The 22,514-nt window shown below is 53.8% G+C and carries 14 protein-coding genes; 4 read left to right on the top strand and 10 right to left on the bottom strand.

Annotated elements, in window-relative coordinates; translation table 11 throughout:
- Window positions 1-602 precede the first annotated feature (602 nt).
- The 6 genes from AB1598_07885 to glgB form a co-directional block, all read right to left on the bottom strand.
- Complete coding sequence (locus tag AB1598_07885; GenBank protein ID MEW6144918.1) at window positions 603-2,828, bottom strand: amino acid permease; 2,226 nt, start codon at window positions 2,826-2,828, stop codon at window positions 603-605.
- 223 nt (window positions 2,829-3,051) lie between these two features.
- The gene (locus AB1598_07880) at window positions 3,052-4,305 is read right to left on the bottom strand and encodes a glycosyltransferase (protein ID MEW6144917.1); all 1,254 of its coding nucleotides are present in this window, start codon (window positions 4,303-4,305) and stop codon (window positions 3,052-3,054) included.
- Between the two features lie 163 nt (window positions 4,306-4,468).
- Window positions 4,469-5,944, bottom strand: coding sequence for a glycogen synthase GlgA (gene glgA, locus AB1598_07875; protein ID MEW6144916.1), 1,476 nt, complete (start codon window positions 5,942-5,944; stop codon window positions 4,469-4,471).
- 89 nt (window positions 5,945-6,033) lie between these two features.
- Window positions 6,034-7,548 carry a 4-alpha-glucanotransferase gene (gene malQ, locus AB1598_07870; GenBank protein ID MEW6144915.1) on the bottom strand — a complete coding sequence of 505 codons (1,515 nt, stop codon included), beginning with the start codon at window positions 7,546-7,548 and terminating at the stop codon, window positions 6,034-6,036.
- Complete coding sequence (glgX, locus tag AB1598_07865; protein ID MEW6144914.1) at window positions 7,545-9,737, bottom strand: glycogen debranching protein GlgX; 2,193 nt, start codon at window positions 9,735-9,737, stop codon at window positions 7,545-7,547. Before glgX ends, malQ begins: the two co-directional genes overlap by 4 nt.
- A gap of 69 nt (window positions 9,738-9,806) precedes the next feature.
- Window positions 9,807-11,723 (bottom strand): 1,4-alpha-glucan branching protein GlgB, encoded by a 1,917-nt coding sequence (gene glgB / locus AB1598_07860; protein ID MEW6144913.1) that lies wholly within the window; start codon window positions 11,721-11,723, stop codon window positions 9,807-9,809.
- A 190-nt stretch (window positions 11,724-11,913) separates the two neighbouring features.
- On the opposite strand from glgB, the gene AB1598_07855 reads away from it, so the two are divergent.
- Window positions 11,914-14,379: a glycogen/starch/alpha-glucan phosphorylase gene (locus AB1598_07855; GenBank protein ID MEW6144912.1), complete on the top strand. Its 2,466-nt coding sequence runs from the start codon at window positions 11,914-11,916 to the stop codon at window positions 14,377-14,379.
- A gap of 96 nt (window positions 14,380-14,475) precedes the next feature.
- Window positions 14,476-15,021, top strand: coding sequence for an orotate phosphoribosyltransferase (gene pyrE / locus AB1598_07850; protein ID MEW6144911.1), 546 nt, complete (start codon window positions 14,476-14,478; stop codon window positions 15,019-15,021).
- A 16-nt stretch (window positions 15,022-15,037) separates the two neighbouring features.
- Here pyrE and AB1598_07845 read toward each other — a convergent pair whose 3' ends face one another.
- The gene (locus AB1598_07845) at window positions 15,038-16,435 is read right to left on the bottom strand and encodes a sigma-54 dependent transcriptional regulator (GenBank protein ID MEW6144910.1); all 1,398 of its coding nucleotides are present in this window, start codon (window positions 16,433-16,435) and stop codon (window positions 15,038-15,040) included.
- 190 nt (window positions 16,436-16,625) lie between these two features.
- On the opposite strand from AB1598_07845, the gene AB1598_07840 reads away from it, so the two are divergent.
- Window positions 16,626-17,639 carry an inorganic phosphate transporter gene (locus AB1598_07840; GenBank protein ID MEW6144909.1) on the top strand — a complete coding sequence of 338 codons (1,014 nt, stop codon included), beginning with the start codon at window positions 16,626-16,628 and terminating at the stop codon, window positions 17,637-17,639.
- A gap of 48 nt (window positions 17,640-17,687) precedes the next feature.
- Window positions 17,688-18,467 carry a phosphoadenylyl-sulfate reductase gene (locus AB1598_07835; protein ID MEW6144908.1) on the top strand — a complete coding sequence of 260 codons (780 nt, stop codon included), beginning with the start codon at window positions 17,688-17,690 and terminating at the stop codon, window positions 18,465-18,467.
- A 30-nt stretch (window positions 18,468-18,497) separates the two neighbouring features.
- Here AB1598_07835 and AB1598_07830 read toward each other — a convergent pair whose 3' ends face one another.
- The 3 genes from AB1598_07830 to rseP form a co-directional block, all read right to left on the bottom strand.
- Window positions 18,498-18,935, bottom strand: coding sequence for a nuclear transport factor 2 family protein (locus tag AB1598_07830; protein ID MEW6144907.1), 438 nt, complete (start codon window positions 18,933-18,935; stop codon window positions 18,498-18,500).
- Between the two features lie 970 nt (window positions 18,936-19,905).
- Window positions 19,906-20,829 carry a DUF58 domain-containing protein gene (locus tag AB1598_07825; protein MEW6144906.1) on the bottom strand — a complete coding sequence of 308 codons (924 nt, stop codon included), beginning with the start codon at window positions 20,827-20,829 and terminating at the stop codon, window positions 19,906-19,908.
- Window positions 20,830-20,913: 84 nt separating this feature from the next.
- Window positions 20,914-22,512 (bottom strand): RIP metalloprotease RseP, encoded by a 1,599-nt coding sequence (gene rseP / locus AB1598_07820; protein MEW6144905.1) that lies wholly within the window; start codon window positions 22,510-22,512, stop codon window positions 20,914-20,916.
- Window positions 22,513-22,514 lie beyond the last annotated feature (2 nt).

Below are 22,514 nucleotides of genomic sequence, written 5' to 3'. Positions count from 1 at the left end.
GTGATCCTCCTTTCAGAACCCGTAAATTATTTTTATATGCGTATGATTTTCCCATCACATTGCCCGTTAAATCTCGATCAATTTGCCTGTTTTTAGATTAAAAGCGGAAATTAACTTAATGCAGCAACACCGTCAGATTTTAAACTGTTTATCATGGAAGGGATGATAACCAGTGCTTCTTAACCGCTGAAGCCTCCAATTTAAATGAAGCAACATCGAATTTCTGTACTTTTATTTGCATGTGCTAATAATCTATTGCAAGTCTTATGCCAATTGAAGGTGGTACCAATAGTAAGTATATTCAGGGGCTTATGTTAATACAAGAGGTGGATTTTTGCACAATTGTGTAAATTTACACATCCCTGCTGTGTGCGTTTACACAATGCGCCCGGAACCCAACATTCCAGCCGGTTTTCGTGCACTTTTGCTAGGGGGGGTGCAGCTGAAAAGAGCTTAAATTATTAAGTTTTACGATCCCGACCGTACGGTCTCTCCAAGCTCAATAGAAAACGGGCCGATTTCTCAATGTTTTCAGCATATTAAATCGATCGAGTGAGCCCCTTGTATTTTCGCATGGCGTCAGCCGGTCAGTCCCGACGCCCCTAGCTCCCCTTGCTTATCATCAGGAGCGGTCGGTCGGTCTCTCGAGCGATCCTCAGTGTCAGCTCCCCGAGAAATTTCTGCCGTCTGCCGAGCCTCCGTATACCGAGTATCGCGAGGTCGCTTCCGGTCACGCGCTCAATAATTCGGGCGGCTATATCGTCCGATCTATCCACCTGTATTTTTATCTCCCCCTTCACGGCCTGGTCGGCCGCGTAAAGGAAAAGCTCCCTTCTCGCCCTGTCGTATGTTCTCCAGTCCGTGTCTTCCGGTAAGACCCTGAGGAAGGTGATCTCGGGATTGCCGGAGCGGCAAATGCTGCCCAGTATCCTTGCGAGGAGCTCCCCATGGCTGCCCCTCCCTCCGACAGGTACGAGGATTTGCTTTACGTCCATCATCTGCCAGTCGCCGGGAGCGCGGAGAATCACGACGTCGCTGTCGACGCTGTTGAGGAGCGCTTCGAGGTTCTTCTCCGTTTCGCTGTCGGTGAATTGTGTCAAGCCTAGAAGCAGGCTTTCGCATCCGTGCGTCTCGGACACCCGTATTATCTCGGGCCATGGCCTCTCGGCGATGGTGATCAGGGCTTCCGGTGAAAGCCCGATCTCGAGTGAGGCCGAGATCGCTTCCCGAAGAACTTTCTGCGAGTTCGCGATCAGATCCTCCTCCCTCTCTGTGTTTTCACCGCTTCCGGAAAGCACCACGGACAGGAGTAGAACCCTCCCCGTTTCAGGGGGAGCGAGCGCGCCCGCGACCCTTATCATCGGGGCCGCGTTAGCCGGGTTAGCAATAGGGACGAGCACGAGCGGGCTTCTGCCTCTCAGCCTGACGAGCTCGGGGTCGAAGCCCTCGGACGAAGCGTCGAAAATTCTTGCGCTGCGCCCGAAAAGTATGACGTAGAGACACCCTCCGATTCCGAGCCATATAACCGCGATCACCCCGGCAACGGGAACCGTAATACCCTGGAACACGGCGAGACCGAGGCAGGCGGTTATGCCGAAGACGGGGAGATAGGGATAGAATGGTGTAAGAAACGACCCTTCGACCGGGCTCCTCCTCCTGCGTGCAACTACAGCAATCCATTGGGCGAGGGCGAAAGTCAAGAGGAAAATCAGACTCGCCGCGGCTCCGGCGGAGCCTACATCCGGCACTATAAATACGGTTGCCGCTATAATCAAGGCCGTCGCCGCGATAGCGTTAACCGGGGTCCCGCGTCTTTCATCGACAGTCCCCAGCTTCCTCGGCAGTGTACGGTCGCGGGCCATGCTCTGGGCCACCCTCGATGCAGCCAGTATATTCGCGTATAGCGCGGAGAGCATCGATAGAACGGCAGCCGCTATGACGATCCAGTAACCGGCCTTCCCCAGGTATGTTTCGGCGGCCAGCGCTATGATCGATTCCGGGTTCGCCTTGCTGAGCGCCGTAATCGATTCTCCAGGTTTGGTCCCGGAGACGGCGATTACGAAGATTAAGGGGATGTAAATGGCGAGAGCGATGACGAGCGAGATCATCATCGCCCTGGGAATAGTCCTTCCGGGATTCTTGATCTCGCCCGCGACGGCCGCAATGAGGTCAAACCCCTGGAGTGCTATGAATGTATAGCCCATCGCCTGTATCAATCCGAGAGTGCCGAATGCCAGGAATGGAGTGAAATCCCGCCTTATATCGGCGGACGTTTCCCCGGGCAGCGCCGCAAACCCTGCAATGATGAGTACCGAGAAGGCGGCGATTTTCCCGATATTCGCCAGGACGCTCCCGCCGCCCTTGTTATGTATCAGGCCTAGCGTGTAATAGACTATGGCGATTAACGCGATCCCCCCGGCGGTTCTGTTGGCGCTTATCCATCCGTCAGGGGACCCGGGAATCGCCGATAAGAGCCTGTCGATCAGGATCCCTATGAAATACCCGGCTCCAACGGCGTAGAGTACGGCGGCTACTATGGACGCGAACCACACGACCCATCCAACAGCGAATGCGGCCCTGATCGATAAGACTTTTTTCGAGAAGACGTAGGTCCCGCCCGACTCGGGAAAGGCGGCCGACAGCTCGGCGAAGCTTAAGGCAGTGATGATCGCGATCACTCCGTTGAGCGCGAATGCCAGTATGGCGCTAGGGCCCGTAACGGCGAACGCGACACCGGCAAGGGCAAGAATGCCGCCCCCGATGATCGCGCCGACGCCTATTCCCACGGCCCCCAGGAGTCCTATCGTGCGCCTGACGTCAGAGGCCATGTATATCCGCCCTCGATATATGCAGCATGCAGTATTTTTGAGATATCGTTGAAATCAAAGCACGGCCTCCACGGATGCCCGTTCTAAACACAAGTATGTGTATCAGACGTACGGGGCAGGCATCGTAGTAATTATACCGATTGCCTGACTGCTCCTCAGTTGAAATATGCGTTATGAACGGAAGGAGCCCGCTTGAGTGCCGGGTCAGCCGGGAATGGAGAAATCAGTCTTCCCAGATCTCGAACCTCTTGAGCAGGTAGGATTTATTTTCCTCGAAGATCCTCGCCTGGTCCTGAACGACCTGCTCCGCTTCATCGCTCGTCAGGCTCATGACCTGCTGGCAGTAGCTCTTCACTCTTCCGAAGTAAAGCGGCGTAATTATATCGACGAGCCTCCTCTTGTTACGCTGCCACTGCTGGTAGATATAGGCGAAATCGTAAAGTATCTTGCTCCAGAGCACGGCATCGAACTCGGCATCCTTGTTGGAATTCCAGTTGTTGTATATATCGTCCAGTCTTTCGAGGTTATCGTCGTTCAAGATCTCAATGTACATCGGGCGGAAGTGCTTGAACCCCTCGACGAACTCTTCGCGGAGGTCGTTCATGCTGACCGATATGGCCTCCAGTTTCGGCTCTTCCTCGATCTTGTGGTTGATCTGGATTGCCCGGAAAGGGTTCTCCCTGTGCCAGTTGTGCTCGTATTTGCTCATCAGGTAAAAGACGGTGCTGACTACCTGCCTGAACATGGGCCCGAGATCGGACGCCGGGTCCTTCGCGCCGTGTATCTTGGTGCCCAGGTAGGTTTGAACGATCTTATGTCCTTCGTTCACGGCGCATGTCGTCATCCAGATGTCTATACCGAACCGCGCCACGTCCGTGTCCCATACGTCCTGCTTGACGTAAAAAGCGGCGAGCTCGGGACAAAAGCCGAAATCCCCGCCTATCGGCTGCCTGACGTCGATCCCGTAGAGCGCCCGGGTCAAGGGGTATACGATCTGGTTCGTGATTGTACCGTCGAATTTGTGTCTTCTGTAATAAGGGGCGACAAACCCGGCCGAGCCGTCGAGAATGGGCTCGACTATGAATTTAACCCACTCAGGGGTAATGCTCCTCAGGTCCGCGTCGAATACTGCAATCGCTTTTACCTTGAGCATGATCGCGAGCTCGAATACGGCTCTGAACGAAGTACCCTTCCCCGGAAAACCTCTGTATATCGTGACCCTTCTGTGTATATTCTCCGGGATCTTGGCCTGATAGGCGTTCTCCCTCGTGTCGTCGAGAGAGCCCCCGTCGCTTATGAAGATTGCCGCTTTATACTCAGGAAAGTATTGGGACAAACCCTTGGCTACCTGTTCGACTACGAATCCGATCGAGTCCTCGCAGTTATAGCACGGTATTCCGACGAGAATGTCCACGGATTTTATTTCGTCAACCCACCAGAGGACGTTCTGCCTCAAAGCCGATTCATATTTTCGCATGCTTAATTATCCCTTACGTTTTATCGAAAAGGATAAATATATCATCGAATTTCCGCGCGGTGAAAAATGAACCGGCATAAGTATGCTCTCTCATTGTGTATTTATATATAGAACGTGGGGGGAATCGAGCCGAGCGGATTATTTCCCTGTCGGATTACAACGGTCAAGCTCTCCCGAGAAGCGCTTTGTAATGCCTGAGATAAACCTTGCTCGATCTGTTCCACGAAAAGTCCATCGTCATTCCGGTTTTTATCAGGTTTATCCATTCTTCACGGTTTCTATAGACGCGCAACGCCCTTTCTATCGAATCCACCATGTCATGCTCGTTGAAGCGCTGGAAAATAAAGCCGTTTCCCGACTCTTTGTTCGCCGTGTAATCGGTAATCGTATCGAGGAGCCCGCCCGTGCCCCTTACTATAGGGATGGTCCCGTACCTGAGCGATATCAGCTGGCCGAGCCCGCAGGGCTCGAATCTCGACGGCATCAGGAACATATCGCAGCCGGCGTATATGCGCCTGGCCTTCGACTCGTCGTAACCTATAATCGCCTTGAAATTCCCCCTGTAGTCGGCGGAAACGTCATGGAGCAGTTTCTCGTACCTCTTGTCGCCTTTCCCGAGAATGACGAGGTCGACGTCGAGGTCGAGTATGCTGTTGAGCGACCTTACCACGAGGTCGACACCCTTCTGAAGCGCGAGCCGCGAGATCACTCCGACAAGAGGCTTGTGCCCGTTCGCCTCGAATCCGAGCACGCTCTTGAGCCTTGACTTGTTGCGGAACTTCCCTTCGATATCTCCGCTGCTGTAATGATAGAAGAGGGCCTTGTCCGTTTCGGGGTCCCAATCGTCATAGTCGATGCCGTTCAGTATGCCGGCCAGCTTTCCTTCGTTCGAGATCACGCGCAGCACCCCGTCGAGACCGTAACCGTATTCCCTCGTCCTTATCTCCTTCGCGTAAGTCGGGCTCACCGTGGTGACCAGGTCGGAAGAGATGATCCCTCCTTTCAAGAGGTTCACCCTCCCGTAGAATTCAAGATGCTCGGTATTGAACAGAGACTGGCTGAGCCCGAATTTGTCGAGGATGTCTTTGCCGTAAATGCCCTGGTAGGCGATATTGTGTATAGTGAAAACTATTTTCGAATTACGGAAAAACGGGTCGTTATTGTAATGCTTCTTCCACTTGAGCGCTATCGGGGCCAAGGCCGACTGCCAGTCGTTGCAGTGTATGATGTCCGGTTTGAAGTTGAGTGCCTTCGCTATCTCGAGGGCACCCAGAGAAAAGAACCCAAACCGGAGGTCGTTATCCTGGTAATCGCCGTTAGGTGTCGTGTAGAGGTAGTCGCGGTCGTAAAGCTCGTCATTGCAGAGGAGATATACCGTCACCCCGTCTACTGTCGTCTCTTTGACAGTCCCCTTGTATGCGAGCCAGTCGATGCTGACCAGCACTTCCCTGGACAGGTTCTTTACCTTGAGCTTGAGCTGCCTGAGATTCTTCTTGACTTCCCTGTAGTAAGGGATGATTACCCTGATATCGCACCCGATATCGTTCAATTTTTTGGGAAGCACGCCTATGACGTCCGCAAGCCCGCCTGTCTTAGCCAGGGGCTCCATCTCTGAGGCTATGAATAGAACCTTTATCAATCGTCTTTCCTCTTCGTGATACTTCCGACCGTAGAGCGGTTCAGATAAGTATAAATATAAATTTTAAGATTGTATTTAGACGGATAAAACTAACAGGAAAGTTGCCCCCTGTCATTGGCTTCGGTAATCCCTTTCAGCTTCTTCACCAGTGCGTCTTTATAGTAGCCGGGGTCAAGCCTCCATCTCCAGTTCCCGGATCTTGTGGATGGCCTGTTCATTTTCGCGCCGGCGCCTAGGCCGAGTGCGTCCTGCATAGGGATTATTGCGGTGTCGGCTATCGACGACATCGCTAACTCTATGAACTTCCAATTTATTTGCGCTGCTTCGATCTCACCGCCTATATACTTGAAAAACCTTTCTTTCTCGGCGCTGCCCGCGTCCTTCTTCCACCATCCCATGACTGTATTGTTGTCGTGTGTGCCCGTGTATACGACGTAATTTTTGTTGCTGAAATTATTAGGCAGGTAGTCTCCGTAAGGGAAATCGTCCCCGAATGCGAAGAGCAGTATCTTCATTCCGGGGAGGCGGTATTTTTTTATGATTTTCTTTACGTCCGGGGTGATATAACCGAGGTCCTCGGCTATGAACCTCGATTTGTCGAAGCGGGAAAACAGAGTGTCGAAAAAGCTCGCGGCGTCGAGGCCCACCCATCTCCCGTTGAGCGCGGTCTTTTCCCCGGACTTCACTTCCCAGTAGGAGACGAATCCCCTGAAATGGTCGAGCCTCAGGGAATCGAACAACTTCAAGTTATGTCCTATGCGTTTTATCCACCATTCGAACCCGTTCTTTTTTAGAGCCTCCCAGTCGTAAACCGGATTTCCCCAGAGCTGTCCTGTCTTGCTGAAATAATCGGGCGGGACGCCTGATACGTACTCGGGGTTCTTGTCTTCGTCCAGCTTAAAGAATTCGGGATTGCTCCAAACCTCGGAGCTGTCGTAGTTTATGTAATAGGGGATGTCGCCTATTATATCGATACCCTTACCGTTTGCGTATTTCTTTAACGAGCTCCACTGGCCGAAGAAGACGTACTGCAGGAACTTGTGGTAGAGGATCTCCCTCTCGGCCTTCTCTCTCCAGGCCCCGAGTGATTTTTTATCCCTGTCTCTCAAATCAGCCGGGAAGTCCCTCCACGTGCCGGAATTCAAATTTTTTTTGACAGAAGCGTAGAGCGCGTAGTCGTCGAGCCAGTGTTCGTTCGCTCTAGTGAACTCCGCAAATCCGCCGTCGCCGGGAAGCGATGAAGCGGCATTTCTGAATGCACGGTCGAAGAGGCCGGTCTTGTATTCCGAAACGAGCCCGAAATCGACCTTCCCGGGATCGGGAAGGGTTTTCATGTTCACATCGTTTGCAGACAGATATCCGGCCTCCTTCATCAAATCCGGACTTATCAAGAGGGGGTTTCCGGCGTAGGACGAGGGGCCGCTGTAAGGGGAATGACCGAAAGTCCCGTCGGTCGGGTTGAGCGGAAGCACCTGCCAGTACGATTGCCCCGATTCGCGAAGAAAATCCGCGAACCTGCGGGATTCCGGACCCATGTCCCCGATCCCGAACCGCGAGGGAAGCGATGTGATATGGAGTAGAATGCCGCTCGCTCTCTTGTTCATTTCTCAGAGTGCTTGATCGCGGGGAGGTCCCGGGCGATTTTTTTTGTGTAGATCGGTTTCAGGACGGTGAGGGACCTTCCGGGCATTATATGCTTATTCCCGGAAAGCACCCTCCGAGGTCCTTTCGATCCCACTCCCGATGAGGTGTCGATGACGATCTGCCATTTCTCTGCGATTCCGTACGACGGTATGATGAACTCCGTCTCCCCGGGGTCGGCGTTAAACAGCAGCATAAGCGTATTATCGTATCCGGGCTTTACCCGCCTCCTGATGTTTTTGAGGTTGTCGCCCGATTTAATCAAGCCCAGCGACAGGAGTCTGCCGTTCTGCCAGTCTCCGTTCGTCATTTCGTTCCCGTCCTTCCGGAACCATATCAGGTCTTTGAATCCGTTGTCCCTGACAATTTTACCGTGAAAGAATTTCCCCTGATTAAGTATCGGGTGCTTCTTCCGAAAGCCGATCATGAACCGTGTAAATTCGAGGAGCTCCTTTTTGGAGTCGTCGGGCTTCCAGTCCAACCAGGATATTTCGTTGTCCTGGCAGTAGGCGTTGTTGTTTCCCTGCTGGGTCCTCCCGATTTCGTCCCCGGCGGTGAGCATAGGGACGCCCTGTGATAAAAGGAGTGTTGCGATCAGGTTCCTTTTCTGCCGCTCCCTCAGTTTTCTGATTGCCGGGTCGTCGGACGGCCCTTCCACGCCGAAGTTGTAGCTGTAGTTGGAGTCGGTGCCGTCCATGTTGTTTTCTAGGTTAGCCTCGTTATGTTTCTTCTCATAGGTGACGAGGTCGTTGAGCGTAAAGCCGTCGTGGGATGTGACGTAGTTTACGCCCGTGTAGGGCCCCTTCATTCTCGATCCGTATATATCGCTCGACCCGCTTATACGGTACGCGAGGTCGCCCAGCTGTCCGAGGTCCCCTCTCCAGAACCGCCTGACGGTGTTCCTGTACCTGTCGTTCCACTCGGACCACGGGTCGGGGAAATGCCCGGCCTGATATCCGCCGGGACCGAGGTCCCAGGGCTCGGCAATGAGCTTGACCTTCGACAGGACGGGATCCCGGTTTATGATGCCGAATAAAGCGTTCGTTCTGCTGTATTCAGGGTCCTCCCGAAAGAGCGCGGTCGCGAGGTCGAACCTGAATCCGTCGACGTGCATCTCCGTGACCCAGTATCTCAGGCTGTCGATAATCAATTTCCATACGGCCGGCTTTGCGGAATTCACCGTATTACCGCATCCCGTATAGTTTACGTAATGCCCCTTGTTCTTCCGGTCGAGGCGGTAATAGGCGGCATTGTCGATCCCCCTCAGTGAAAGCGTGGGGCCCGCCGCGCCGCCTTCGGCCGTATGGTTATATACGACGTCGAGTATTATTTCGAAGCCTTCCCTGTGGAGCGTCCTGACCATGCTCTTGAACTCGGTCACCTGTCCGCCAGGTGAGGCCGCGCTCGAAAACCTTATATCCGGCGCGAAATAACAAATCGAGTTATAACCCCAGTAATTGCCGAGGCCGTTTTCGAGGAGCCTCTTTTCGGATACGCTCTGGTGAACGGGCAGGAACTCAAGTGTCGTAACGCCTAGGTAGCGCAGATGGTCTAGCACGGGCGGAGCTGTTAAGCCCGTGTATGTCCCTCTAAGCTCTTCCGGGACTCGCGGATGAAGTGCGGTAAGACCCCTTACGTGGAGCTCGTATATTATCGTCCTGCCCCAGGGTATATTGGGCGGGGAATCTTTCCCCCAGTCAAACGCCCCGTCGATGACAACGGATTTCGGCATATATGCACCGCTGTCCTTGGGGTCTGGCGCGGTCTCGCCGCTCTTGGCCGTATTACCGTAGTCGAAGTGAATATCGCTCAAATTTATTCCGCCCGAGACCGCCTTTGCGTAGGGGTCGATGAGCAGTTTGCTCGGATTGAACCTTAATCCCTGAGCGGGGCTGTATTGACCGCGGGCCCTGTACCCATAAAGCTGGCCGGGCTTCAACCCTGGCAGGTAAGCGTGCCATACGTTTCCCGTCTTTGATGTGAGCTGTATCCTCGCTGTTTCTGCGTCGGGGATGCCTCTTGTGAACAGGCACAATTCGATGCCTTCGGCATGCTCCGAGAATATTGCGAAGTTCACACCGGAACCGTCCCACGAGGCTCCGAGGGGTTCAGGCTTTCCTGTACGTATGTCCGTCGATCTTCCGGTCTTCATCGTAACTACGCTCAAACAAGGTTATATGTAAAGTCGTCCCGGAGAAAAAATCATGGAAATTATATAATGTCATCCCTCGTACTTGAAGAATAATACGGCGAGCGGCGGAATGTCTATCTCGATATATGAGCTGTAGCCGTCAGGCGACGTATGGACACCGCCGTAGTTGCCGATACCGCTCCCCCCGTAGAAATGCGAATCGCTGTTCAAGCGCTCGCTCCAGAGTCCGGCCCTGGGCACTCTTATCCTGTAGCGTTTTCTGGGGACGGGGGTGAAGTTGCAGACGGCGAGCACTATCTCCCTTTCTCCCCGGCTCTTTCTGAGAAAACTTATCACGCTCTGCTCGTAGTCCTTGAAGTCGGCCCAGTCGAATCCCTCGTATGAGAAATCGATCTCGTGCATTGCGGGCTCGTCTCTATAGAAACTGTTCAGGTCCTGGACCCAACGCCTGAGGCCGCTGTGCAGGGGAAATTGCAGCAGGTGCCAGTCCAGGCTGCGCTCGTGGCTCCATTCGTCCCATTGACCTATCTCCCCGCCCATGAACAGAAGCTTTTTCCCCGGGTGCCCGAACATGTATCCGAGCAGCGCCCTCATGTTGGCGAATTTCTGCCACAGGTCGCCGGGCATCCTGCCGAGGAGAGATCCTTTCTGGTGAACCACCTCGTCGTGAGAGAACGGGAGCACGAAATTCTCGGTGAACGTATACATTATGCTGAACGTGAGGTCGTTATGGTGGTACTTCCTGTGAACGGGGTCTCTCGAGAAATAATCGAGCGTATCGTTCATCCACCCCATGTTCCATTTCATCCCGAATCCGAGGCCCCCAACGTATGTGGGACGCGAGACCATTGGCCATGCGGTCGATTCCTCTGCGATCGTCTGCACGTCCGGGTGATGGGCATAGATCGACTCGTTTAACTCTTTGATGAAGCTGATCGCTTGTAGATTTTCGTTGCCGCCGTACTCATTCGGCAACCACTCGCCCGGTTTTCGGCTGTAGTCGAGGTAGAGCATTGACGCAACGGCGTCCGCCCTGACGCCGTCTATGTGGTATCGATCGAACCAGTACATGGCGCTGCTTTTGAGAAACGTCCTTACCTCGTTCCTGCTGTAGTTGAAGATATAAGAGCCCCAGTCCGGATGGAACCCTTTTCTCGGGTCCGCGTGCTCGTAAAGGTAGGTGCCGTCGAAGTAGACGAGCCCGTGCTCGTCGCCCGGGAAATGGGAGGGCACCCAGTCGAGAATGACGCCTATGTCGTTTTGATGGAGCACGTCGACGAGATACATGAAATCCTCGGGAGTGCCGTATCTGCCGGTGGGCGCGAAATACGCCGTTACCTGATACCCCCATGAGCCGTAAAACGGGTGCTCCATGACCGGCAGGAACTCAACGTGCGTGAACCCTGCCGACTTCGCGTATTCTGCGAGCAGGGGGGCCATTTCCCTGTACGTGAGAGACCTGTTCCCCTCTTCGGGAACCCTTCTCCACGAGCCTATGTGCACCTCGTAGATGGAAATGGGCGCATCGAGCGAGTTATATTCGTATCTTTTATCGAGCCATTCCCGGTCGCTCCATTCATAATCCGGCTCCCATACGACCGAAGCGGTCCTGGGCGGCGTTTCGGCGCGCCTTGCGTAGGGGTCGGCCTTTTCCACTCTGTAGTTATTGAATTTTGACGTAATGTAATATTTATAGACCTCTCCTTTCCCGAGGCCGGGAATAAAAGTTTCCCATATGCCCGATTCGTCCCACCTGGGCGACATCCTGTGGGAGCCCTTGTTCCAACCGTTGAAGTCCCCGATTACCGAGACGCTCTCGGCGTTAGGCGCCCAAACTGCAAAATGCACGCCGCGCGCCCCGTCCTTCGCCGTAACATGAGAGCCCAGTTTCTCGTACATCTTCGTATGAGCGCCCTGCTTGAACAGGTAAACGTCGTAATCCGTTATATATCCCGGGGTGTTTTTATGTATCTCTGTTTGATCCATTTGGCGTCAAGCGCTCAGGTTTGTTGGTATTTCGGATTTTTATTATACACTGTTAGGGGGTGAGGATGACAAGCGATTATAACTTTATTCTCTGATAAACGTATAATTACCTCATGCTGGGGTCAGGCATGTAAGTATATCCCCGGCTGCTATATATTGACTCAAAAATATTTATATACGGATATGACAGATGGTCGACTTTGATTCAGCGTTAAAAATGTCTTATGACTCCAGCTTCCTCAGGGGCAGGATACTATATCACCTGAAATACTCGATAGGGAAGAAGCTGGCGGAGGCGTCGAATAACGACCTCTTCCACGCGATATCCCTTGCCGTCAGGGAATTGATAATGGACGGGATGTTCGAGACTCAGGAATTATACGACAGGACCGACCCGAAGCGGGTTTACTGCCTTTCCCTCGAGTATCTGATAGGCAGGTCCCTCACGAACAACCTCATAAACCTCGGGATATTCGACCTTTGCAGGGACGCGCTTAAGAGCTTAGGCGTCGAGCTTTGCGAGATCGCGGAAACGGAGTCCGACCCGGCCCTCGGGAACGGGGGCCTCGGGAGGCTGGCCGCCTGTTTCCTGGATTCGCTCGCTACGCTCGGTATCCCCGGGTTCGGATACGGAATCAATTATGATTACGGAATCTTTAAGCAGGACATAATTAACGGCTACCAGGTGGAGCACCCCGACCACTGGCTCGGCGGGGAGTCGCCGTGGCTCGTCGAGAGGCCCGACGATTTATGCGTAGTGCCCATATACGGCCAGGTCAAGATTGAAAAGGACGTCAACGGGAACTTCAGATCGACCTGGAAGGATTGGAAATTCCTTTACGGGGTCCCCTACGATATGCCCATAGTCGGCTACGGGAGCAGGACCGTCAATTATCTTAGGCTGTATTCGGCCAGGTCGTCGACCGAGTTCGACATGAAGATCTTCAACAGCGGCGACTACATGAAAGCTGTCGAGCTGAAAATGGCGTCCGAGACCATATCGAAGGTCCTCTATCCCTCCGACACAGTCGAGCAGGGGAAGGAGCTCAGGGTAATTCAGGAATATTTCCTCGTCTCATGCGCGGTACGCGATATAGTGAGACGGTTTCTCAAGAGACACGACGGGTTCGGCAATTTCTCCTCGAAGGTGGCCATACAGCTGAACGATACTCACCCGGCTCTGGCGATTACCGAGCTTATGAGAATACTCATCGACGAAAACGACGTGCCGTGGGACAGGGCATGGTCGATAACGGAAGCCGCGTTCGGGTACACGAACCATACTCTTCTGCCCGAGGCGCTCGAGAAGTGGCCGATATCGCTCTTCGAGCGCGTCATCCCCCGCCACCTGGAGATAATCTACGATATCAACGACAGACTGCTCAAAAAGATCAAGTCGAGATGGCCCGAAGACCCCGCCCGGCTCAGCAGGATGTCTCTCATCGAGGAAGGGAACGGCAAGAGGGTGCGCATGGCCCTTCTTTCCATCGTGGGCAGCCACTCCGTAAACGGCGTCGCGGAGCTCCACTCGGAGCTTATAAAGACCTCACTCGTCCCTGACTTTTATGAGCTCGCTCCCGAAAAGTTCAATAACAAGACAAACGGCATCACTCAGAGGAGGTGGCTCCTCAATTGCAACCCCGGTCTCGCGAGGCTCATCAACAGGACGGTCGGCGACGGCTGGATAACGGACCTCTACAAGCTGAGATCCCTGGAAGCCTATTCCGAGGACGCGAATTTCCAGAGGGACTTTTTACGCATCAAGAAAGACAACAAGGAAAATCTCGCAAAGCTTATACACAGGATCACGCGGGTAGCCGTGAACCCCGAGAGCCTGTACGACGTGCAGATAAAGCGCATACACGAGTACAAGCGGCAGCTCCTCAACATCATGCATATTATCCATCAGTATTTCAGGGTGGTCGAAGACGGCGCACAGCTCAACGTGCCCAGGACGTATATCTTTGCCGGCAAGGCGGCTCCCGGATACTGGGCGGCGAAGCAGATAATCAAGCTCATAAACAACGTGGCCGGCGTCGTGAACTCGGACCCGAGGGTGAACGACCAGTTAAAGGTGGTGTTCATCCCCGACTATAAGGTGACCCTTGCAGAAAGGATAATTCCGGCCGCCGACCTTAGCGAGCAGATATCTACGGCCGGGAAGGAAGCCTCCGGCACCGGCAACATGAAGCTCGCCCTTAACGGCGCGCTCACAATCGGCACAATGGACGGGGCGAATATAGAGATAAGGCAGGAAGTGGGTGCGGAGAATATATTCATATTCGGACTGAAGGCCAACGAGATAGCGGAGATGAAAAAGTCGCACAGTTATCATCCGAGGGAGATCTACGAGAGGAGCCCTTACCTGAAAAGGGTGCTGGACTCATTCGAGTCCGATATATTCTGCACGGAAGAGCACGGGATCTTCAAATGGATTTACGAATCCCTGCTCGTGAACGGCGACGTGTATTTCCACATTGCGGATTTCGAGTCCTATTCCGAGACGCAGCGGAGGGTGGGGGAGGAATTCAAAAGCAGCGGGGATTGGGCGAAGAAGGCGATACTGAATGTCGCCCGCATAGGGAAGTTCTCGAGCGACCGCACCATATCGGAATACGCAGAGGATATCTGGAAGGTGAGGTCTCTAAAGGATTAGGCGGGCACCTCTTTCATTCTGGCTTAGCGGGTCAAAGAATTCCCGCAAATTGACAGCGGTGCGCATCACAGGTTTGATTCATGCACGGTGGCAGTGTTGGCGTCTGAAAAAATAGACATATTAAAGCGGATACTCCTCGAGAACTCGATCCTGAGAGGGAAGTTCATGCTCGCGTCCGGAAAAGAAAGCGATTACTACATAGACGCAAGGATTACGACGCTTCACCCGGAAGGAGTCTCCCTCGTCGCGGACATTTTTCTCGAAGAAATAAAACACGACCCCCTCATCGGGGCCGTCGGCGGGCCGACTATGGGGGCCGACCCGATCGTGGGCGCCCTTCTCGGTGCGAGCTACAGGGGGAATTATCCTCTCAGAGGCTTCCTCGTCCGGAAGAAGGAGAAGGAGCACGGCACAGGGAAGCTCGTGGAGGGTAATCTGAGGTCAGGCGATAATGCCGCAATTGTCGAGGACGTCGTCACATCGGGCGGGTCAGTGATCACCGCGGTGGACGCCGTCCGGAGCACGGGCGCTCTCGCGAGGAAAATACTCGTTATAGTAGACCGGGAAGAGGGAGCCGCGGAAAAGTTCAGGGAAATGGGGATCGATTTCTACTCTATTTTTAAAATTTCCGAGATACTCTGAATCCGGGCGGGCCCGGTCAGTCCGTTTCAACGTGTCCCGAATCATCCCCGATCTTGTATTCTTCCAGCTTCCGCCTGAGCGTGAGCCTGTTTATGCCGAGTCTCCTTGCCGCTTTGGAACGGTTCCACCCGCTCGCGTCAAGTGCTTCCACTAGCAGGACCATCTCCGCTTCCCTGACGACCTTATCGTATATGTTCTCCTCGCTATCCGAGCCGAGCAGGGTTTTGACGGAGCTCCTGAGAGCGTCCTTGAACGATAAATTGCCGGCCTGTTTCACCGTCTTGTGTTTGCTCCGGAGGTCGAGGTCGTAGGAAGTGAGATAGGACGTTTTCGTGAACGCTATTGCCTTTCTGATCGCGTTTTCAAGCTCCCTCACGTTGCCCGGCCAGTCGTATTCCATGAGGACCGCCTGAAACTTTCTCGTCGCCCCTTTTATCTCCTTTCCTATCTGCGTGCTGTGTCTCCTCGTAAAGCACTCGGAAAGGAGGGGTATGTCCTCTTTCCGCTCCTTGAGCGCGGGCAGGTGTATCCTCACGACGTTTATGCGGAAATAGAGGTCCTCCCTGAACTTCCCTTCCCTCACCACCTTTTCGAGGTCTTTATTCGTAGCCGTAATGATCCTGACGTCAACCGATATCTCCTTATTGGAGCCGAGCCTGTGGAAGGTGCCGCTCTGGAGCACCCTCAGCACCTTCGCCTGGAGTGAAAACGGCATGTCGCCGATCTCGTCGAGGAATATAATCCCGCCGTCGGCCTCTTCGAATTTACCTGTACGCGATGCCGAAGCCCCCGTAAAAGCTCCTTTCTCGTAACCGAAGAGCTCCGCCTCCAGAAGGGTTTCGGGGATGGCGGCGCAATTAAGCACGACGAATGGTTTTTCCCACCTCGTGCTCACCTTCCATATGGACTCCGCGACCAGCTCCTTCCCCGTCCCGCTCTCTCCGGTTATGAGCACCGGGACGTCCACTCTCCCGACCTGTCCTATGAGCTTGCACACCTCCTGGAGCATGGGCGAGTCCCCCACGATCGCGCACGTTACGCTTGAGCCCTGCGGGTTCCCGTGGAACTCGACCAGGTGGCCGTTGATCTCTTCTCTTATGCCTAATGCCCTTTCGAGCGATGCAGACAGGGCTGAGTTCTTGAGAGGCCTGAATACGCAGTCGAACGCGCCGAACGTCATCGATTCGATCAGGTACCTGGTACCCTTTTCGGCTGTAATGACTATTACGAAATGTTTATCCTTTAACCTGGCCAGATTATTGATGCCGGACGTATCCGCATCCAGAAGAACCACGTCCGCGTCTTTTATGTCCTCGGCGCGGGAAAAGACCTCGACGGAGCCCTTTCCCAGGATATCTTCTATTTCTTTTACCAGGCCCTCGTCCCCGGTTAAAATTGAAACTTTGCCTGTCATGGATATAATATCTCCCTCGTAGCTGTAACAAAAATATACGGAGTGATTACCCGTTAATCAAGGTGAGGACAGGCGGATCACGCATATAGCCCTTAACTACACGATTTTTTATCATGGCACTTAATTTGCATCGATTTACGATACTTTATAATCAAAACCATATGCCTCAAATTCATACGGAGACTACCCTTTGGATTTAGTCCTTCCTATAGCTATCGTTCTATCCGCATTCCTGGCCCTTAACATCGGTGCGAACAATTCGGCGGCTTCCATGGCTACGGCTTACGGCGCCGGCGTGAGAACGAAAAGGGAAGCGACCGTAATGATTGCAATATTTGCCGTGCTGGGGGCGCTACTCGCCGGCACGCCCGTAGTTAAAACACTCGGGAACGGCCTTGTCCCCGGGACGATTTTCTCAACCCACATCGGACTCGTGATAATCATCTTCCTCATCGCGATTATTTTTATATCATGGGCGAACATATCCCGCGTTCCGGTGGCCACCACTCACGCTCTAGTCTGCGCGATAGTGGGGGTCGGCCTCTACTCGAAATCGCTGAACGGCGAGAAATTTTTCGAGATCGTCATCTGGTGGGTTATAACGCCTCTCGTGGCGCTCACGGTGAATTACCTCATCGCCAAGCACCTGTATTTGAGAACGCTGCAGTTCCTGACGGACAGGTACTCGGAGGGGAGCATAAATAAAATACTTTCAATCCTGATAACCATGTCGGGCGTGTTCGTCGCCTTTTCCGCCGGAGCGAACAATTCTGCAAATTCCGTCGGGCCGCTCGTGGGCCTGGGGCTCGTGAACGCAAGCGCCGGGGCGGTAATGGCCGGAGCCGCGATGGGCGTGGGGGCCATACTTTTCGGCGGCAGGGTCCTCGACAGCGTCGGCAAGGAAATCACAGAGATCTGCATATTGAGGGCGGTCTCGGTCGAGTTTACGGGGGCGGCAATCATCCTGGTGGCCTCGCTCTTCGGCGTCCCCGTATCGCTCGCGGAGATCGTAACGTCCGGAATAATAGGGTTCTCTCTCGCACAGCAGGGATTTTCCGTTACGGCACAGAACCGCCATGTGGTCAGGATAGCGTTCTTCTGGTTCGTCATACCCTTCGTGGCCGTGGCTATGGGGTATTTCCTGTCTTCCCTGTATTTCAGCTACGATGTCGCGGCTATGATAAGCAGGAATTTCGGTCATTAGGGTATATAATAAGATGAAGGACATTATAAGGCGGAGAGGTGATAAAAAATCAGTTTATCGGGATCCATAAGTAAAAAAACACCCGGCCCTGAGACCGGGAAGCGGATATTCGCTCCGGACGAGGTCAGAGAGCTGAACCTCAGGTTCGAGCGCGGCGGCGCTGACGAGGTACTCAGGTGGGCTTACGATAATCTGCATCCGAGGGTCGCGCTCGCGTCGAGCTTCCAGGCGCAGGGCATGGTGCTCATAGACATGCTCATGGCTATCGACAGCGGAGCCAGGATATTCACGCTCGACACGGGCAGGCTCAATCAGGAGACCTACGACATCATGGACGAGGTAAGAAAAAGGTACGGAGCCAGGATAGAGGTCGTTTTCCCCGATAAAACTGAAGTCGAGGAGATGGTGCTCGAGCGGGGAGTGAATTTATTTTACAAGGGGAAAGAGAACAGGATACTCTGCTGCGACATAAGGAAAGTGAGGCCTCTCAGACGCTACCTCGTGAACATGGACGGCTGGATCACGTCCATAAGGCGCGACCAGCTCGAGACCAGGGCCGAGGCCCGGAAGTTCGAGATCGATGAAGCGAACGGCGGCATATTGAAGATAAACCCGCTCGTCGACTGGACGAGCAAGATGGTGTGGGATTATATAAAGGAGCGGAAGGTTCCCTACAACAAGCTCCACGACATGGGCTACCCAAGCATCGGCTGTGCCCCGTGTACGCGCGCGGTCAAGCCCGGCGAGGACGAGAGGGCGGGGCGCTGGTGGTGGGAGAACGATTCCGACAAGGAATGCGGTCTCCACTTTAACCACAACGGGGATTAGAAAGGCTCAATACGGCAGTCGGCAGCGGCTTTACTGCAAGTTGTTGTTTTTTCCTCTTTCCTTTTCTTCCGCGACGAAGGGTATGGGCGAGGCGTGGTGGATCACCATGAGCCAGCCTGATTCCGTCCTCTCGAACAGGTTCGTCGATACGGAGACGTTCATCATAACGGGGGTCCTGTTTATATACGTTAGCTCCTGTACGCACGTGACGCACGCGGCGTCCCCATTTACGTCGACCGTGACGTTGTGGAGCTTTATGTCGAGCGTGTCTTCCGGATCGAAGACGTTCTCCCAGCTCTGCCTAATGGCTTCCCACCCCCTGAGCATCACCCATCCGGGGTGCGTGCACCCGGCCCTTTCGTCGTGGACGAATACCGTGTCCATGAGAGAGAGGTCCCTTGAGCCCAGGGCCCTGTAGAATCTCTCGTTAACTTCCAGTACGAGGTCTTTGTCTGAGTCGGGCGGCATACGATTTTATACCTGAAAATAGACGGAATGTCTTTTTTCACCCCCGTGCGCTATATGTTGCCGCGGTGAAAAAAGGTCGGACGCACTAGGTTCGGGATTGTTCCCGCTTCTCGCTTTATTCATGAGATTGCCGCAGTCACAAAAAACGTTCCCTCGTAATTGTAGATGTTAAATAGTTCGTGGCTGTAATTTTACTGGATAACATGTAATGAAGGGGTGTTTGTATTTCCCGACATTCACGGAATCCGGCGGCGGGTGAGCACCCGCGGGCATACGGTCCTACTCACCGACTCTGCTCAACCATACCCGTTCGCCCTGAGCCTGTCGAAGGGTTGAACGGGTTTAACTCCCGTAGGTCTGGGGTGGAATTGATAGATTTTAGCCGTAATAAGATATTTTAGCCAGGATTCTGTGCGCGTGAGCACCCGCAGGCAAATGATCTTAACCACCGCTTCCGCTCAATTTTACGATTGTTAGATTTGCGCCTGCAGCCACATAACAATCGTAAGACACACTACGTGTGTGCTTCTTTTCATCCTTGTCCTGAACCATGTCCTGAACTCGTTTCAGGATCATTTCAGGAAAGGAAAAGAAGAGAAATAAATAACTTTCTTATGTATTCTGATGGGACAACTTTTGTCCACGAATTACTGGACATCTACAGCAATGATACCAACTTTTCTGTCATCGTGAGGAGCGGCTTGTCCGGCGTAGTCTTCGGCGAAGCCGGAAGCGACGTGGCGATCTCGCTTGTTGCTTGAGATTGCCGCGCGGAGTTTATCTTGAGCGTCGTCGCTCATCTCGGCGACTCATCACGGCATAGGCCGTGCCGTGGCCGGGAAGGACTTACAATGACAGGACAAATAATGCGTGCTTCGACACGCTCAGCACGAACGGTTGTAGGAAGAACGAAAGATGAAGTTCCCGATCGGTGTAGGAAATGACGGAAACAATAATGTCTTTATCCCCCCTAGGCGCGGAGCTTCTCCTCGCTTCCGAACAATGCCAGGTACCTCAGCACCGGCCTCGGCGATCCGCCGGTCACGGAGCTCGAAAAAGTCCTGTCGGGCGCTATGAACTCGACCTCGAACCCCTCTTTCAGCAACGCCACGAGGAGCGACGCCAGACGGCTTATCTGGTGCTCGAGCCTCGTTTTGTCCCCTTCGGGGCGGAATTCTATCACGGCCCCTCTCGACTCCTCGTCATCCATTTCCCTGACCATGAGCCTCCCCGTCTTGGCTGTGGTTTTCCAGTGTATGAGCCTCGGGTTGTCGCCGTGCCTGAATTCCTTGATCGACCTCAGGTCGTATCCGAACCCCGGCTTTTCCGATTCCGCCTCCCCCGGCCTCTTATCGAATCTGTCGATCGCGGCGTTTACAGCGTCTATTTTCGGGTATACAAGAATTTCATCGTCCCCGAGGTCTATCTTTATCCATTTCCTGAAAAACCCGAAGGGGAACCTCGTCGAGAGCCTCGCTTCCGGAACCTTGTTCCATCCCCTCACCGCGAATACGTGCCTGAGCGACGCCGACGACTGGACCTTCGGCGGCAGGTACGGGATGAATGTTTTCTTATCGTCTATTTCTATGTTGAGCGAATAGGATGGTATGAGGGATTTCGTGTTGACGAGCGAGAATTTGAGCGCGGCCGGGGTGAGCGCGAACGCGTCTCCCTGGGGCTTCAGCTTCACCTCTATCCTCGAGAGGTTGATCATCGAGAGGATGCCGGAGGCGGCGACGAAGCTCATCATGATGCCGAAAGTGAGGTAGAGGAGGTTGTTCCCCGTGTTGATGGCCGCGAAGCCGACGAAGAGGCTTAGCGCGATGAACGTAAGCCCTTCTTTCGTGGGTCTCGTCCTTGCCCAGTTGTCCTTGCCGAGTTTGAGGAGGCTCATTTGAGTAAGGAGCATGCACGGGCGAATCAGTATTGCGGCCGCATGCCCTGCTTAAGGAATTATATGCCTTATTCCGCGCCGGGGTTATTTTACGACGTTCACGACCCTGCCGAGCGAGTTGAGTATGTCTCCCTTGACTCTCGAGAGGTCGTTGTAGATCGCGAGGAACATAATGAATATGAGTATAGTGAGCCCGATTCGCTGGCTTATCTCGAGCGTCCTCTGGCTGAGGGGTTTTTTCTTGATGCTCTCTATCGCCAGGTAAAGGACGTGTCCCCCGTCGAGCATCGGTATCGGGAAGAGGTTTATGACCGCGAGGTTGATGCTTATGAAGCAGGTGAACTGAAGTAGCTGCGCTATTCCGTTCTCGGCAGCCGCTCCCGAGACCTTCGCTATGAGTATCGGCCCGGCTAGGCTCTTTCCCGCAGTGCCGAGCGCGATCTTGCCCGTAACGAGCTTGTATAAGAAACCGAACAGGAGCACCACTACCTCGACTATCATGTTGGCCGCTTCTTTCACGCCGTTGACTATAGCATCGATGAAGCCGTATTTTTTTACGATCTCGTCCTGATAAGGGGATACGCCTATCGCGCCTTTCCCGGTCTCGACCGAGGTTTCTGGAGTAATTTTCTTGGTTATCTCAGCGCCCTGCCTGTTTATGAGGAGGGTGAGCTCTTTCCCAGAATTTTCCTTTACTATGGAAGCCATCTGGTCCCAGTCGGCTACCTTCGTCCCGTCTATCGCAAGTATCTCGTCCCCTTTCTGTAGGTCGGATTTATCAGCGGGGGTCCCGGCTATGACGGTCCCGACCCTGGCTTTGATAGGCTCGCCGAACCCTATCGCGACTATACCCTCCGGGGACGCCGCCGCCTTTACGGGAATCACTTCCGTCGCTCCATCCCTCTCCACTTCTATATTCAGGAGCGCGTCGGGGTTCGTCTGGAGCTCGATGTTGACGTCCTTCCAGTCGGATACCTTTTTCCCCTCTATTTCAACTATCCTGTCGCCTTTCCTGAAACCGGCTTCAGCGGCCGGGGAGCCGGGTTTTATATAGCCTATGACGGGAGCCTGCTCGAGATACGCCGGCACCGTGATCCCTATCATGAACACTATCGGGAGGAATATGAAAGGCAGGAGGAAGTTCATGAAAGGGCCCGCCACCACTATCAGGAGCCTGTTGATGAGCGGCTGGTTCGAAAACCCCCTCGGGTACTCCTTTTCGGAGTAAGTGTCCGCCCCTTCTAGGCCGCGAGCCTTTGATGTAATTTCGATCTTCTTATCGTCCCTTTCCACGACGAAGAGGTAGTCCTTTTCGGGTTCCTTCGAGAGAGCGCTCTCGAGCTGCTTCCACCTTGGAAAAGTCGTGAGCTCGATGCCGTCTATGCTCACGATCCTGTCGCCGGGCCTGAAGCCGTATCTTTCCGCGTCCGAGCCCGGGTCGACCTTGTCCACGATGAAATTCCCCTCTGTCCCCTCGCCGTACATCTTCACGTATCCGCCCAGCGGGAGCGCGCATATCAAATATTCCGTCTCTCCCCTCCTGAACCCGAATATCTTTTTCCCGAAGCCGAGCGAGAACTTTTCCACCCTCACCCCGCTCCACTTGGCCAGCAGGAAATGTCCCAGCTCGTGAATGAATACCAATATCCCTATGACGAAAATAAAAGCGATAATTGCGGTCATAT

The organism is Thermodesulfobacteriota bacterium (assembly GCA_040754335.1).
In the GTDB taxonomy this organism is placed as follows: Bacteria; Desulfobacterota_D; UBA1144; order Nemesobacterales; family UBA2774; genus 2-12-FULL-53-21.
This window is presented reverse-complemented; position numbering and strand designations above follow the sequence as displayed.

Bases quoted from the DNA above. Each gene is read 5' to 3' on its own strand.
- AB1598_07845 (MEW6144910.1), bottom strand. From the start codon at position 16,435: ATGACAGGCAAAGTTTCAATTTTAACCGGGGACGAGGGCCTGGTAAAA.
- AB1598_07885 (MEW6144918.1), bottom strand. From the start codon at position 2,828: ATGGCCTCTGACGTCAGGCGCACGATAGGACTCCTGGGGGCCGTGGGA.
- AB1598_07830 (MEW6144907.1), bottom strand. From the start codon at position 18,935: ATGCCGCCCGACTCAGACAAAGACCTCGTACTGGAAGTTAACGAGAGA.
- glgB (MEW6144913.1), bottom strand. From the start codon at position 11,723: ATGGATCAAACAGAGATACATAAAAACACCCCGGGATATATAACGGAT.
- glgX (MEW6144914.1), bottom strand. From the start codon at position 9,737: ATGAAGACCGGAAGATCGACGGACATACGTACAGGAAAGCCTGAACCC.
- AB1598_07880 (MEW6144917.1), bottom strand. From the start codon at position 4,305: ATGCGAAAATATGAATCGGCTTTGAGGCAGAACGTCCTCTGGTGGGTT.
- rseP (MEW6144905.1), bottom strand. From the start codon at position 22,512: ATGACCGCAATTATCGCTTTTATTTTCGTCATAGGGATATTGGTATTC.
- malQ (MEW6144915.1), bottom strand. From the start codon at position 7,548: ATGAACAAGAGAGCGAGCGGCATTCTACTCCATATCACATCGCTTCCC.
- AB1598_07855 (MEW6144912.1), top strand. From the start codon at position 11,914: ATGGTCGACTTTGATTCAGCGTTAAAAATGTCTTATGACTCCAGCTTC.
- AB1598_07825 (MEW6144906.1), bottom strand. From the start codon at position 20,829: ATGAGCCTCCTCAAACTCGGCAAGGACAACTGGGCAAGGACGAGACCC.